The 13,611-nt window shown below is 76.8% G+C and carries 15 protein-coding genes; 11 read left to right on the top strand and 4 right to left on the bottom strand.

All coding sequences use genetic code 11. The features are described 5' to 3' along the window. The first annotated feature begins 114 nt into the window (after window positions 1–114). The 4 genes from WAB14_RS07720 to WAB14_RS07705 are packed head-to-tail and all read left to right on the top strand — an operon-like array spanning window position 115 to window position 5,435. Window positions 115–2,796: a bifunctional acetate--CoA ligase family protein/GNAT family N-acetyltransferase gene (locus WAB14_RS07720; RefSeq protein WP_340268979.1), complete on the top strand. Its 2,682-nt coding sequence runs from the start codon at window positions 115–117 to the stop codon at window positions 2,794–2,796. 25 nt (window positions 2,797–2,821) lie between these two features. Beyond that, window positions 2,822–3,487, top strand: coding sequence for a DUF5998 family protein (locus tag WAB14_RS07715; protein ID WP_340268978.1), 666 nt, complete (start codon window positions 2,822–2,824; stop codon window positions 3,485–3,487). Next, window positions 3,484–4,614, top strand: a complete 1,131-nt coding sequence (locus tag WAB14_RS07710) for an alkaline phosphatase family protein (RefSeq protein ID WP_340268977.1) — start codon at window positions 3,484–3,486, stop codon at window positions 4,612–4,614. Before WAB14_RS07715 ends, WAB14_RS07710 begins: the two co-directional genes overlap by 4 nt. Before the next feature lie 23 nt (window positions 4,615–4,637). Beyond that, window positions 4,638–5,435, top strand: a complete 798-nt coding sequence (locus tag WAB14_RS07705) for a thymidine kinase (RefSeq protein WP_340268976.1) — start codon at window positions 4,638–4,640, stop codon at window positions 5,433–5,435. 9 nt (window positions 5,436–5,444) lie between these two features. Here the strand turns inward: WAB14_RS07705 and sepH are convergent, their stop codons facing one another. Further along, window positions 5,445–6,578 carry a septation protein SepH gene (sepH, locus tag WAB14_RS07700; protein ID WP_340268975.1) on the bottom strand — a complete coding sequence of 378 codons (1,134 nt, stop codon included), beginning with the start codon at window positions 6,576–6,578 and terminating at the stop codon, window positions 5,445–5,447. A gap of 167 nt (window positions 6,579–6,745) precedes the next feature. Here sepH and WAB14_RS07695 point away from each other — a divergent pair, with 167 nt between their 5' ends. The 3 genes from WAB14_RS07695 to WAB14_RS07685 all read left to right on the top strand — a co-directional run bounded on the left by WAB14_RS07695 (window position 6,746) and on the right by WAB14_RS07685 (window position 9,181). Further along, entirely contained in the window at window positions 6,746–7,900 is a 1,155-nt protein-coding gene (locus WAB14_RS07695) for a ferrochelatase (protein WP_340268974.1), read from the top strand. Next, on the top strand, window positions 7,887–8,735 hold the full coding sequence (locus WAB14_RS07690) for an inositol monophosphatase family protein (protein WP_340268973.1): 849 nt from the start codon (window positions 7,887–7,889) through the stop codon (window positions 8,733–8,735). Before WAB14_RS07695 ends, WAB14_RS07690 begins: the two co-directional genes overlap by 14 nt. A 152-nt stretch (window positions 8,736–8,887) precedes the next feature. Further along, complete coding sequence (locus tag WAB14_RS07685; RefSeq protein WP_340269172.1) at window positions 8,888–9,181, top strand: DUF4193 domain-containing protein; 294 nt, start codon at window positions 8,888–8,890, stop codon at window positions 9,179–9,181. A gap of 31 nt (window positions 9,182–9,212) precedes the next feature. On the opposite strand, the gene WAB14_RS07680 is transcribed toward WAB14_RS07685, so the two are convergent. Then, on the bottom strand, window positions 9,213–9,716 hold the full coding sequence (locus WAB14_RS07680; protein WP_340268972.1) for a DUF3093 domain-containing protein: 504 nt from the start codon (window positions 9,714–9,716) through the stop codon (window positions 9,213–9,215). Window positions 9,717–9,797: 81 nt separating this feature from the next. Here WAB14_RS07680 and dut point away from each other — a divergent pair, with 81 nt between their 5' ends. The 4 genes from dut to WAB14_RS07660 are packed head-to-tail and all read left to right on the top strand — an operon-like array spanning window position 9,798 to window position 12,141. Then, a complete protein-coding gene (gene dut, locus WAB14_RS07675; RefSeq protein WP_340268971.1) occupies window positions 9,798–10,325 on the top strand; it encodes a dUTP diphosphatase in 528 nt (175 codons plus the stop codon). After that, window positions 10,322–11,056, top strand: a complete 735-nt coding sequence (locus WAB14_RS07670; protein ID WP_340268970.1) for a DUF3710 domain-containing protein — start codon at window positions 10,322–10,324, stop codon at window positions 11,054–11,056. Before dut ends, WAB14_RS07670 begins: the two co-directional genes overlap by 4 nt. A gap of 9 nt (window positions 11,057–11,065) precedes the next feature. Then, complete coding sequence (locus WAB14_RS07665; protein ID WP_340268969.1) at window positions 11,066–11,443, top strand: OB-fold nucleic acid binding domain-containing protein; 378 nt, start codon at window positions 11,066–11,068, stop codon at window positions 11,441–11,443. Then, on the top strand, window positions 11,440–12,141 hold the full coding sequence (locus tag WAB14_RS07660; RefSeq protein ID WP_340268968.1) for a DUF3159 domain-containing protein: 702 nt from the start codon (window positions 11,440–11,442) through the stop codon (window positions 12,139–12,141). Before WAB14_RS07665 ends, WAB14_RS07660 begins: the two co-directional genes overlap by 4 nt. Before the next feature lie 127 nt (window positions 12,142–12,268). Here WAB14_RS07660 and WAB14_RS07655 read toward each other — a convergent pair whose 3' ends face one another. Together WAB14_RS07655 and WAB14_RS07650 are read right to left on the bottom strand one after the other, a co-directional pair. Continuing rightward, the gene (locus WAB14_RS07655) at window positions 12,269–12,946 is read right to left on the bottom strand and encodes a potassium channel family protein (protein WP_340268967.1); all 678 of its coding nucleotides are present in this window, start codon (window positions 12,944–12,946) and stop codon (window positions 12,269–12,271) included. Continuing rightward, window positions 12,943–13,608, bottom strand: coding sequence for a potassium channel family protein (locus tag WAB14_RS07650; protein ID WP_340268966.1), 666 nt, complete (start codon window positions 13,606–13,608; stop codon window positions 12,943–12,945). The genes WAB14_RS07655 and WAB14_RS07650 overlap by 4 nt, the downstream gene beginning before the upstream one ends. Between the last annotated feature and the right edge of the window lie 3 nt (window positions 13,609–13,611).

Raw genomic sequence — 13,611 nt, 5'->3', positions numbered from 1 at the left:
ATGTCGACGACGGTCCCGATCTCGTCCGGGCCCGGCTCGGGCAGCTCGGGCTCGCCTCGCCGGCGTCGTGCTGGGCTCACCCCCCGATCGTGGCAGACCGGTAGCGTCGACCAGGTGAGCGACCCGGCGGCCGCGCCCCCGTACCCGGGGCACTGGGAGGCCGACGTCGTGCTGCGCGACGGCGGCGTGGCGCACGTGCGCCCGATCCGCCCCGACGACGCCCCCCGCATCGAGCGCTTCCACGCCCAGCAGAGCCCGCGGTCGATCTACTTCCGGTTCTTCGCCCCGATGCCGCGCATCAGCGCGGCCGACCTCGCCCGGTTCGTCACCGTCGACCACGTGCGTCGTGTCGCGCTGGTCGCGACGGTCCGCGACGAGATCATCGGCATCGGCCGGTACGAGGGTCTGGGGGACCACCCCGACTCCGCCGACGGGCCCGTCGAGACCGCCGAGGTCGCCTTCAACATCTCCGACGCCCACCAGGGCCGGGGGATCGGCTCCGTGCTGCTCGAGCACCTCGCGGCCGCGGCACGGGAGAACGGGGTCCGCCGCTTCGTCGCCGACGTCCTACCGGCGAACCAGAAGATGCTCGGGGTGTTCCGGGAGGCCGGGTACGAGGTCTCGCACCACCTCGACGACGGTGTCATCGAGGTCGGCTTCGACATCGACGCGACCGCCCGGTCGCTCGAGGTCATGGCGGCGCGCGAGCACCGCGCGGAGTCCCTCAGCATGCGGGCGCTGCTCAACGCGCGCTCCGTCGTCGTCGTCGGCGCGAGCCGGGACCCGGGCACCGTGGGGGCCCGCATCCTCGCCGCGCTCGTCGACGGCGGCTTCACGGGCCCGGTCCACGTGGTGAACCGGGAGGCGCTCGAGCTCGGAGGCGCCCGCGCGTACCACTCGGTGGAGGAGGTGCCGGGCCCGGTCGACCTGGCGGTCGTCACGGTCCCGGCGGACGGCGTGGCCGACGTGCTGTCGCAGTGCGTCGACCTCGGCGTCAAGGGCGCCGTCGTCGTCTCGGGCGGCTTCGCCGAGGTGGGGGAGGAGGGGGTGGAGCGGCAGCACGAGCTCGTCCGCCTCGCCCGGGCCAACGGCATCCGCATCATCGGTCCGAGCAGCTTCGGGATCATCAACACCGACCCGGGCGTCCGGCTCAACGCCTCGGTCGCCCCACGGCTGCCGGTCGCCGGCGGCCTCGCGCTGTTCTCGCAGTCCGGGGCGCTCGGGGTCGCCGTGCTGTCGAGCGCAGAACGGCGCGGGCTCGGGGTGTCCTCGTTCCTGTCGGCCGGCAACCGCGCCGACGTGTCCGGCAACGACGCCATGCAGTACTGGCTCGACGACCCCCGCACCGCCGTCGTCGGGCTGTACCTCGAGAGCGTCGGCAACCCGCGGAAGTTCTCCCGCATCGCCCGACAGCTCGCGCGGAGCAAGCCGACCGTCGTCGTCAAGAGCTGGGTGAGCGAGTACGGCGTCCCGCCCGGGCACGACGTCCGCCGCAGCGGGGCGCCGCCGCAGGCGTTCGACGCGATGCTGCGGCAGGCGGGTGTCATCCGCACCGAGAACCTCCACCAGCTCTTCGACGTCGCGCAGGTCGTCCTCCACCAGCCGCTGCCGGCGGGGGAGCGGGTCGCCGTCGTGGGCAACTCCCCGGCCCTCAACGCCCTCGCAGCGGGCGCGTGCGGCTCGTGGGGCCTCACCGTCGCGGGCGAGCCGCGGGCGGTGCGCGCCGAGGCGGACGCCGAGGAGTTCGCGGTCGCGCTGGAGGAGGTGTACGGCCGCGACGACGTCGACGCCGTGGTCGCGACCTTCATCCCGCCCCTGCAGGCCGACTCCGACGAGGTGCAGGAGGTGCTGCAGCGACGGGCCCACGGCTCGGGCCGCACGACCGTCGCGTGCTTCATCGGCCCCCGCCTCGTCGGCTCGCCCGACACCGGCCTCGCGCCGGTGCCGGCGTACCCGCTGCCCGAGGACGCCGTCCGCGCCCTCGCCGCCGTCGTCCGCTACGCGCAGTGGCGCCGCCGCGAGACCGGTCCGCTCGTCGACCCGCCCGACGTCGACGTCCGCGCGGCCCGCACCCTCGTCACCGACGTCCTGCGGGACGCCCCGGCGGGACGCGACCTCACCCGCGCGGAGGTCGTGGCCCTCCTGTCCTGCTACGGGGTCGGGATGTGGCCGACCCGGGAGGTGGTCGACGCCGACGGCGCCGCGGCCGCGGCCGCCGAGGTGGGCTACCCCGTGGTCCTCAAGGCGGCGGCCCTGCGGCACCGGCTCGACACCGGCGGGATCCGGCTGTCGATCGCCGACGAGGCCGAGCTGCGCGCGGACGTCGCCGAGATGTGCGTCGAGCTGGGGGACGCGGAGGGGCCCCCGGTCCTCCTCGTGCAGCACATGGCCCCGCGCGGGGTCTCGACCGTCGTCACCACCGCGGAGGACCCGCTGTTCGGGCCGATCGTGTCGTTCGGGCTGGCCGGCGACGCCATCGACCTGCTCGGTGACGTCGCGCACCGCATCCCCCCGCTCACGACCACGGACGTCCACGACCTCGTGCGCGGCGTGCGCGCCGCGCCTCGCCTGCTCGGGCACGGCGGTCGCCCGCTGGTCGACGTCGCCGCGCTGGAGGACGTCGTCGCGCGGGTGTCGCGCCTGGCCGAGGACCTGCCGCAGGTGGCGTCGCTGCGGCTGCAGCCGGTCCACGTCCACGGGGACGGCGCGGCCGTCCTCGACGCGACCGCCCGCGTCGCGCCGCCGCCCACCGCCCGGGTCGACGGACCGCGCCGCACGCTGCTGCCGCTGCCCTGACGCCGGTAGGTGGCAGGATGCCCGGGTGCGCGAGACCCGACCGAGAGGACCCCGCCGCCACGACGGCACCGGCCCGGAGCTGCCCGCGGCGCTGGTGCGGGCGGTCGAGCGCGCCGGCTACTACCCGGCGGTCGTCGCCGACGTCGTGCGGGTCGCGCTCGCGGGCGAGGAGGCCCTCGAGCACTTCGTCCACCCGGAGACGACCTTCGACGAGGGCGACGAGGTGCGCCGCCACGTCACGGTGCTCGTGCTCACCCCCACCCGCCTCATCGTCGCCCACGCCGACGACCACACCGAGGGCGACGGCCGGACCACCCCGCCGGGGCACCCGGAGCAGGTCCCCGCGGCCGCCACGGGCCGCACGTACGCGATGGCGAGCACGGAGGCCGTCCCGCTGGACCGCGTGACGGCCGTCGTCGTCACGCACGTCGTCGACCGCCCCGAGCGGTACCGGCCCGGGGGGCTCCCGCGCGAGGTGACCCTCGGCGTCGCCTGGGGCATCGCGAGCCGGGTCGACCTCGAGCCCGCCGCGTGCGCGGACCCGGAGTGCGAGGCGGACCACGGCTACACCGGCAGCGTCACCGGCGACGACCTCTCGCTCCGGGTCAGCGCCGACGCCGAGGGGCACGACGCGGTCGAGGAGGCCCTCCGCTTCGCCCGCGCCCTGTCGGCCGCGACCTCGGGCCGGTGAGCGACCCCGCCCCCTCGCTGGCCAGGCTCCTGCCCGGCGTCGCGGGGGCGCTGGAGGCCGACGGGTTCGACGTCGACCCGGCGCTGGGCCTGGGCCGCTGGCCGCGCGTGTGCACCGTCCTCGTCGACGGTCTCGGCGCGCGGCTGCTCGCCGAGCGCGGCGGCCACGCCCCGGCGCTGCGCCGGGCGGCGCAGTCACAGCCGGACGGCGCCGCCACGGAGCTGCGGACGACCGTCCCGTCGACGACGGCGACGGCGCTCGCGACGCTCGGCACCGGCTGCCACCCCGCCGCGCACGGGCTCGTCGGCTACCGTGCCTTCCGGCCCGGCGGGACCGGTGTCGTCAACCACCTCACGTGGCCGGCCGACGTCGACCCCGAGGAGTGGCAACCGCACCCCACGGTCTTCGAGCGCGTCCTCGCCACCGGGGTGCCCGTCACGATGGTCGGGCCGAAGCAGTTCGCAGGGTCCGGACTCACCCGCGCGGCGCTGCGGGGTCCCCGCTACGTCGCCGCCGAGAGCCTCGACGCGCGCGTCGCCGCCGCCGCCCGCGCCCTGCGCGCCACGCCCCGCGCCATGGTCAACGTGTACTGGGGGGACGTCGACAAGACCGGGCACGCCCGGGGCTGCGGCTCGCACGAGTGGGCCGGGGAGCTCGAGCGCATCGACGCGGGGCTCGCCGCGCTGCGCAGGCTGGCGCCCGCCGACGCGGTCGTCCTCGTCACCGCCGATCACGGCATGGTCGACTGCCCCCCGCAGCGCCGCCTCGACGTCGCCGAGCACCCCCACCTGCGGGAGGAGGTCCTCGCGACGGCGGGCGAACCCCGCCTCGTGCAGCTGCGGACCGGGCCCGGCGCCGCCGAGCGCGTCGCCGGGCGCTGGGCCGACGCCCTCGCGGGCCGCGCGGAGGTCCGCGTCCTCGACTCGGCGGTCGCCGCCGGCTGGCTCGGGGGCGAGCCGGGGTCGCGCGTCCGGGCCCGCGTGGGGGACGTCCTCGTGGCGGCCCACGGTGACCTCGCCGTCGTCGACAGCGAGCGCGACGAGGCCTCCCTGCTCGGCATGGTCGGCCAGCACGGGTCCGTGACCGACGTCGAGACCGCCGTCCCGCTGCTGCGGCTGCTGCCGTGACGGGCCCGGTAGCGTCGGCGGGCGTGGCCGAGCTCGTCTTCTTCTGCGGGACGATGGACTCCGGCAAGTCGACCCTCGCCCTGCAGGTCGACCACACCCGGGCCGCGCGGGGCCTGCAGGGGATGCTGTTCTCGCGGCGGGACCGCGCCGGCGAGGGCAGGGTGTCGAGCCGGCTCGGCCTCGACCGCCCCGCCCGCGAGGTCGCGGACGGCACCGACCTCTGGCAGGTCGTCGTCGACGCGCGTCTGGCGGGCCGACGGGTCGACTACCTCGTGTGCGACGAGGCGCAGTTCTACACGGCCGAGCAGGTCGACCAGCTCGCGCGGGTCGTCGACGAGCTGGGCGTCGACGTCTTCGCCTTCGGGATCACGAGCGACTTCCGGGCGCAGCTGTTCCCCGGTTCGAAGCGACTCGTCGAGCTCGCCGACCGCGTCGAGGTGCTGCAGGTCGCGGCACTGTGCTGGTGCGGGCGACGGGGCACCCACAACGCGCGCACGGTCGACGGGCGCATGGTCGTCGACGGCGCGCAGGTCGTCGTGGGCGACGTCAGCACCGACGGCGACCGGTCCGTCATCGCCTACGAGGTCCTGTGCCGCCGCCACTTCATGCGGCGGATGACCGCGGCCGCGGCGGGGGCGGGCACCCTGTCCCCGGACGTGCTGCCGTGGGCGGCGGAGGAGGCCGGGTCCTGCCCCATCGACCCGGGCGCCCAGCTCGTCGCACAGGCCGAGGCGGAGCGCCGCCGCCGGGAGCAGGAGGCGGAGCGCCGGGCGGCGACGCTGTGGGAGGGGTATCCCGCCGCGCCGCGCGCCGGCGGCTGACGGGCCCCCTCAGCCGTCGCGCTTCGCCCCGAACACGATCTCGTCCCAGCTCGGCACGGCCGCGCGGCGCCGCCGGGGCCGCTTCGCCGGGTCCGGCTCGGTTCCCGTGCGGGCCGCCTCGAACGACGACGCCGCAGGTCGGCGCCGGTCGGCCGGGGCCGAGGAGGGTCGGGGGAGCGGCGCGGGCAGCGGCACGTCGAGGTGGAGCTCGCTGAGCAGGTCCGGCTCGATGCTCGGGCTCGCGGGAACGTCCCCGGAGCCCTCCACCGGCTCCGCGGTACCGCCCGCACGGACGAGCCCCAGCGGGCGACGGGTGGTGGTCGCGGGCGCCGGCCCGTCGCCGGGCGCGGCCTCCTCGTCCGTTCCCTCCGCCTGCTCCGCCTGCTCCACCACCGGTGCGGGCCGCTCCTCGGCGGCGTCCCGCCCGACGCCCAGGGCGTCGGTGGCCAGGACGGGTCGGCGACCCCGCTGACGCGCGAGGGTGTCGAGCAGCTCGACCGTGCCACCGCGCGGGCGTCCGGTCCCCGGCGCGGGGCGCTCGACGTCGAAGACGGTCTCCCGCACCGCACTGAGGCGCCGTCGGCGTTCCGCGCCGGTGAGGCGCTCCGCGGCGGCGTCGGCGGCCTCGAGGGAGCGGGTGGCGGTGTCGAACACCCACGTCGCCTCCTGCACCGTCCCCGCGCTGCGCGAGCGGGCGACGACGTGCCAGCGGGTCCCCTCCACCTTGCGGGAGTCCCAGCGGACGTCGTCGACCGACCCGCCGTCGGCGCCGAGCTCGTCGAGGACGACCCGCTCGAGAGACGAGCCGGGGTCGCCGCGGTCGACGAGCGCGGCCCGCGCGACCTCGCTGACGTGGGCGCGCTCGGCGAGCACCGGGCCCTCGAAGCGGCGCACGTAGTCGACGTCGAGACCGGTCTGCGACGCGACCTCCTCGGCGTCGGCACCGGCGCGGATGCGCGCCTGCACCTCGCGGGGGCCGGGCCGCGGGGTCCGGTCGTCCGGGCCCGGGGTGGGTGCGGGGCGCGTGCGGCGCACCGCCGTCCGGACCTGCTCGTCGACCTCGAACCGGAACCGGCGCCCGTCGCCCGTCATGAGGACGAGCTCGCCGTCCGGGGCGACCTCGACCAGTCGCAGGGTGTCCATGCCTCGCCTCCGTCCCGCGGGACCGCCGCACCGAGGCCTCGCGGCGGGCCGTCCCGTGACCTGCACTGTGCCACCGCTGCGGCTCGCGGCGACGCAGGCCGGGCGCGTGTCGGGCGGACGGGTGGCCCGGCGTGCCGCCCGGGCGCCGCCCGGGCGAGAATCGGCCCGTGGACCCCGACGCGACGCCGAGCCCTGCGGACCTGCGCCCCTACGACGCGCTCCTCCTGCTCTCCTTCGGGGGGCCGGAGGGCCCCGACGACGTCATGCCCTTCCTCGAGAACGTGACGCGCGGGCGCGGCATCCCCCGGGAACGGCTGGAGGCCGTGGCCGAGCACTACCTCCACTTCGGCGGGCGGAGCCCCATCAACGACCAGAACCGCGCCCTCCTCGCCGCCCTGCGCGCCGAGCTCGACGCCCGCGGCGTCGACCTGCCGCTCGTGTGGGGCAACCGGAACTGGGAGCCGTACCTCACCGACACCCTCCGCGAGGCCCACGACGGCGGGGCCCGGCGCGTGCTCGCCGTCGTCACCTCCGCCTACAGCTCGTACTCCGGCTGCCGGCAGTACCGCGAGGACATCGCCGCGAGCGTCCTCGCGCTCGCCGCCGAGGGGCGCGCCGTCGCCGTCGACAAGGTGCGCCACTACTTCAACGTGCCGGGCTTCGTCGCGGCGAACACCGACGCCGTCGAGTCCGCCTACCGCTCGCTGCCCGAGGGCCACGACGACGCCCGCCTCGTGTTCGTCACCCACTCGGTCCCCGACGCGATGGAGGACGCCTCCGGTCCCGACGGGGGCGCGTACAGCGCGCAGCACCGCGACGTGTGCGCGAGCGTCGCCGGCGCCGTCGGTGAACGGCTCGGTCGCGAGGTGGCGTGGGACCTCGTCTACTGCTCCCGCTCCGGCCCGCCGACGCAGCCGTGGCTCGAGCCGGACGTCAACGACCACCTGCGGGCCCTCCACGAGGGAGGTGCCCGGGCGGTCGTCGTGTCCCCGATCGGCTTCGTCTCCGACCACATGGAGGTGAAGTTCGACATCGACACCGAGGCGCAGGAGACCGCCGACGAGCTCGGCCTCGTCATGGCCCGGGCCGCCACCGTCGGCACGGCACCCGCCTTCGTCCGGGGGCTCGTCGACCTCCTCGTGGAGCGCGCGGCCGTGGCGCGCGGCGAGGACCCGCAGCGCCCCGCGGTCGGGCCGTGGGGACCCAGCCACAGCGTGTGCCCGGTCGGCTGCTGCGCGAACCTCCGCACCCCGGACCGGCCCGCGGCGTGCGGGGAGGACTGGCAGCAGCCCGCCGTGGCCGGTGAGCGTGCCGGCGCCTGACCCGGAGGGGCTGCGGGCGCTCGCGCGCAGGCTCGCCGCGGAGACCGGCGACCTGCTGCGCGAGCACCGGCGCGCCGTCGCCGGGGACGTCGCGGTCGCGCGGACGAAGTCCAGCGGGACCGACGTCGTGACCGCGGCCGACGAGGCGGCGGAGGCGCTGCTGAGGGAGCGGCTGGCGGAGCTCCGGCCCGACGACGCCGTGCTCGGGGAGGAGGGCGGCGCCAGCGAGGGCCGGTCCGGGCTCACGTGGGTGCTCGACCCCCTCGACGGCACCGTCAACTACCTCTACGGCATCGGCGCGTACGCGGTGAGCGTCGCCGTCGTCGCGGGTCCCGGCGACCCGGCGGTGTGGCAGCCGCTCGCCGGGGCGGTGCACGACGTCGCGCGCGACGAGACCTTCTCCGCCGCCGCCGGACACGGCGCCGACCTCGACGGCGCACCGCTGCGGACGTCCGGCTGCACGGACCTCGAGGTGTGCCTGCTCGGCACCGGCTTCTCCTACCGGCCGGAGGTCCGCGACGAGCAGGCGAGGCTCCTGGCCCACCTCCTGCCGCGGGTGCGGGACGTCCGCCGGATCGGCTCGGCGGCGCTCGACCTCTGCGCCGTCGGGGCCGGGCGACTCGACGCCTACGTCGAGCGGGAGCTCAACCCGTGGGACCACGCCGCGGGCGCGCTCGTCGTGGCGGAGGCGGGCGGGACCGTCCACGGGCCGGACGGGGGGCGCCCCTCCCGCGAGCTCGTCGTCGCGGCCGCGCCCGGCGTCGCCCACGCCCTCGACGTGCTGCTCCGCGAGGCGGAGGCCGCCACGGGCGTCAGGGCGGCCGGACCCGTCTGACCCCCCGCCGTGGTGGACGACGCCCCGGTAGGGCACAATCGCGCGCCGCGAGACGTCGCGGGCATGAACTGCCGCGCCGCGACGTTGGCGTGACAGCCCCGGACCGGGGAGCAGGTTCCCGGCCCACCCGACCGTGGAGTGTGACGACGCCAGTGGCGACCGACTACGACGCACCGCGCAAGACCGACGACGACTCCGAGGACTCCATCGAGGAGCTGAAGGCGCGCCGGGGCGACACGAAGACCGGGCAGGTCGACGAGGACGAGGCGGAGGCCGCCGAGGGCTTCGAGCTCCCCGGCGCCGACCTGTCCAACGAGGACCTGTCCGTCCAGGTCCTCCCGCCGCAGCAGGACGAGTTCACGTGCGGCTCGTGCTTCCTCGTGCACCACCGCAGCCAGCTCGCCGGCGAGAAGGACGGCCTCCCCATCTGCAGCGAGTGCGCCTGAGGCGCACGCACCAGGACGTCGCCGGGGCGGGTCACCCCGCCCCGGCGGGCCCCGTCGCAGCGGCCAGCGCCGCGGCCAGCCGCTCCGGACGACGGGTGCTCACCAGCCAGTAGGGCACCGGGTCGCGGGGGTCGGTGACGGGGACCCGGACACCGCTCGCGACCCAGCCGCGGATGCAGCGGTGGGAGCGCGCGTCCAGGCCCGGCCCGAGCTCGTGCCGCATGGTCGGGGCGTCGAGCGGGACCGCGGGACCGAGCGCGACGACGGGGATGCGGGCGTCGCCCGCCTGCAACCACAGTCCGGCGCCCGGCGCGGGCTCGACGACCCGCACCACAGGGCTCCACCACGCGAGGAGCGCCGCGACCGCCCCCAGCGCGACCACGGCGACGACGCTGGCGGCGACGAGGTCCGTCGCCGGCACGAACACGACGCCGAGCGTGAGCGCGACCAGCGCCCCTCCGCCCCACACCCACGGCGCGGGCCACAGCCGCTCCCGGAACCGCTCCTGCTCCGCCTCGGACACGGCCTCCACCACGACACAGAGCGTGCCAGGCCGTCCGCGGGCACCACCGACGGGGTCCGAGGCCCCCGCGCCCGGTGGCTAGGCTCTGTCCCCGTGCCCGGCGACCGCAGCGACCAGCGCCACGAGGTCGTCGTCCTCGTCCGCCGCGACGCCGGCGTGCCGCTGCCCGCGCGCGCCCGCCCCGGCGACGCCGGGCTCGACCTCGTCACCACCGAGGACGTCGTGCTCGCCCCCGGGCGGCGCGCGACCGTCGGGACCGGCGTGGCGCTCGCCCTGCCCGACGGTGCGGCAGCCTTCGTGCTGCCGCGCTCGGGGCTCGCCGCCCGCCACGGCGTGACGGTGCTCAACGCCCCCGGCACCGTCGACGCGGGCTACCGCGGCGAGGTGCGCGTGACGTTGCACAACACCGACCCCGACGACACGGTGGAGCTGCGCGCGGGGGAGCGTGTCGCCCAGCTCGTCGTCGTCGACCTGCCGGGGGTGCGCCTCGTCGAGGTGGACCGGCTGCCCGGCTCCGCGCGCGGCGACGGCGGGTTCGGCTCCACCGGGCGCGGCCCGCTCGAGCCCGCCGGCCCGGCCCACCCGGCCGCCGACCGCACCCGCACCCGAGGAGACACGTGAGCCCGTTCTGGAGCCGGTCGACCCGGCCCGACCCCAGCGTCCCCGAGCCGGCGCCCGTCCCGGTGTCGCCCGGGACCGGTCCGCTCGACGCCGCCGACCCCGCCGCACCCACCGAGGGCATGCTCGACCTCGGGGCGCTGCGCCTCGTCGCGCGACCCGAGCTCAAGGTCCGCCTCGACGTCGACAAGGCGACGCAGCGGGTCGCCGCCGTCACGGTGCAGGCCGAGGCGTCCAACGTCCAGCTGACGGCGTTCGCCGCCCCGCGCAGCAGCGGGGTGTGGGACGAGGTCCGCCCCGAGATCGCCAAGGCCGTCGCCGCGGGCGGCGGGCGCGTCGAGGAGCGGGAGGGCAGCTTCGGCACCGAGCTCGTCGCCCAGGTCCCGACCCAGCTGCCCGACGGACGCAAGGTCCTGCAGGTGCAGCGCTTCTGCGGCGTCGACGGCCCGCGGTGGTTCGTCCGGGCCGTGTTCTCCGGTCCCGAGGTCCTCGCGAGCGCCGGCGCCACGCTGCCCGACGAGCTCGCCGCCCGCGGTCGCGGCGACCTCCTCGAGGAGGTCGTCCGCACGGCGGTCGTCGTCCGCGGGAGCGAGCCGATGGCGCCCCGCGAACCGCTGCCCCTCCGCCTCCCCGAGGGCGCCCGGCCGGCCCGTCCCGCACCGCCGGTACCGCCGGACGGGGGAGCCGACGAGGAGACCGGCGACTCGTCGGACGCCGCTCCCGAGCAGTCGTAACCTGGACCCATGACGACAGACCGCGCCTGGCGCCGGGCCCTGGCGTCGCTCACCCGCAGCGACGACGAGCTCGCCGCGCGCCGGCAGGCGGAGGCCGTGGGCCGGCTCGGGGGGACCCCCGTGGTCGACCTGCCGGGCCGCTGCCGCGCCACGCTGTGCGGCACGCTCCGGTCTGTGACCGTCGAGCCCGCCCCGGCCTCCTGCCACCTCGAGGCCGAGCTCTTCGACGGCTCGGGCACCGTCCGGCTGCGCTGGATCGGTCGCAGCGCCATCCCCGGGGTCGAGCCGGGCCGCCAGCTGCGCGTCACCGGCACGGTGTCCCGCTGCGACGACGGCAGCAAGGTCATCTACAACCCGGCGTACGAGCTCCTGCCGGCGCGCACGTGACGCAGGCCGAGGTCCCGACCACCGTCGAGGCCGTCGTCCGCACCGAGCTGCTCAAGGCGCTGGGGGGCTGGCGCGGCACCGTCGAGGCGGCGGTCCCCATCGTCGTGTTCCTCAGCGCGTGGGGGCTCACGTCGCAGCTGCGCACCTCGGTCGTCGCGGCCGTGGCCGCCACGGCGGTCTTCGTCGTCGTGCGGCTGCTCCAGCGCCAGACCCTCACGCACGTGCTGTCCGGGGTGTTCGGGGTCGTCGTCTCCGCGCTCGTCGCCGTGCGGACGGGGGACGCCGGGGACTTCTTCCTGCCCGGCATCCTGTACAACGCCGGCCTCGCGGTCGTGTTCTCCCTGTCGATGCTGAGCGGCTGGCCCGTCGTCGGGCTCCTCTTCGGCGCGGTGACCGGTGACGTGGCCGGCTGGCGCGCCCGACCGGCCGTGCGGCGGCTCTTCCAGCGGCTGACGGCGGTGCTGCTCGCGAACTACGTCATCCGCGTCGTCGTGCAGCTCCCGCTGTACCTCGCGGGCTCGGTCGTCGTGCTCGGCGCCACGAAGGTCGCCCTCGGCTGGCCGCTGCTCGGGCTCAGCGTCCTCGTCATCGGGGGGATGCTCGCCGCCGGGCGCACGCCGCTGACCGAGGAGGAGGCCGCCGCGCTCGCCGAGCGCCGGGCGCAGGAGGCCGAGGCCCCCGGACGCGCGCCCGCCTGAGGCCAGCATCCGCGCCCCGATCCCTGCGGCACAGGGGTTGTATGGGCCGAAGTGGCCGTTTCCGCGCCCCGATCCCTGCGGCACAGGGGTTGTGGACGCCGGACGGGGCGCGAACCGCGGGCGCGCGCTACGCCTGGTCGCCGCGCCAGGTGGCGAGCAGCGCCGCGAGGTCGGCCTCCTGCTCGGGGGTCGTGAGGATCATGAGCTCGTCGCCGGCCTCGACGGTGTCGTCGCCCGAGGGGGCGACGGGCCGGTGGTCGCGGACGATGCACGTGATGACGGTGTCCGCGGGCAGCGACACCGTCCGCAGCGGCGTCCCGGCGACCGGCGAGGCCGCGGGCACCGTGAACTCGAACAGCGACGCGGAGCTCTGCTGCAGCTGGAACAGCCGCACCATCTCGCCGACCTCCACGGCCTCCTCGACGAGCGCCGTCATGAGGCGCGGCGTCGACACCGCGACGTCGACCCCCCAGCCGCTGTCGAACAGCCACTCGTTGCGGGGGTTGTTGACCCGCGCGACCGTGCGCGGCACGCCGTACTCGGTCTTGCCGAGGAGGGACACCACGAGGTTGGCCTTGTCGTCGCCGGTCGCCGCGACGAGGACGTCGCACGTGTCGACGCGGGCCTCGTCGAGGGACTGGATCTCGCACGCGTCCGCGTAGAGGAACTCGGCGCGCTCGAGGGTGTCCTTCATGCGGTCCGCCTTCGACAGGCGGTCGACGAGCAGGACCTGGTGCCCGTTGTGGATGAGCTCCCGGGCGATGGAGCGCCCGACGCTCCCCGCCCCGGCGATGACGACCCTCACGCCTCCACCTCCGCCTCGGCGGCGGCCGCGTCGATCGCGGCCCGGCGGCGCGCGAGCTCCACCGCCGCGAACACCCGGTCACCGTCCTGCAGGACCGTCCCGGTCGCCGGCAGCAGCGCGTGCCCGAGCCGGGTGAGGTACGCGACCCGCGCACCGGTCGCGCGCTCGAGGTCCTCCAGCGGGCGCCCGAACCACGATCCGTGGGGACCGAGCTCCACGAGCGCGACCCGGCCCGCCTCGTCCTGCCACAGGGCGCTGCTGTCGGTGGGCAGCAGCTCGGCGATGATCTCCCGGGACGTCCACGGCACCGTCGCGACCGTCGCGATGCCGAGCCGGCGGTACACCTCGGCGCGGCCCGGGTCGTAGATGCGCGCGACGACGCGCTGCACCCCGTAGGTCTCGCGGGCGACCCGGGCGGCGATGATGTTGGAGTTGTCCCCGCTGCTGACGGCGGCGAAGGCGTAGGCCTCGTCGACCCCGGCGCGCAGCATGGTGTCGCGGTCGAAGCCGATGCCGGCGACGGTCCGCCCGGAGAAGTCCGGCCCGAGCCGACGGAACGAGTCGGGGTTCTGGTCGACGACGGCGACCGAGTGGCCCTGCTCCTCCACGTCGTGCGCGAGCCGGGCCCCGACGCGCCCGCAGCCCATGACGACGAAGTGCACGGG

It is taken from the genome of Aquipuribacter nitratireducens, assembly GCF_037860835.1.
GTDB classification, from domain to species: Bacteria; Actinomycetota; Actinomycetes; order Actinomycetales; family JBBAYJ01; genus Aquipuribacter; species Aquipuribacter nitratireducens.
This window is presented reverse-complemented; position numbering and strand designations above follow the sequence as displayed.

Excerpts from the sequence above, each read along its gene's own strand:
- sepH (WP_340268975.1), bottom strand. The coding sequence starts at position 6,578 with ATGGACACCCTGCGACTGGTCGAGGTCGCCCCGGACGGCGAGCTCGTC.
- WAB14_RS07665 (WP_340268969.1), top strand. The coding sequence starts at position 11,066 with ATGACGACAGACCGCGCCTGGCGCCGGGCCCTGGCGTCGCTCACCCGC.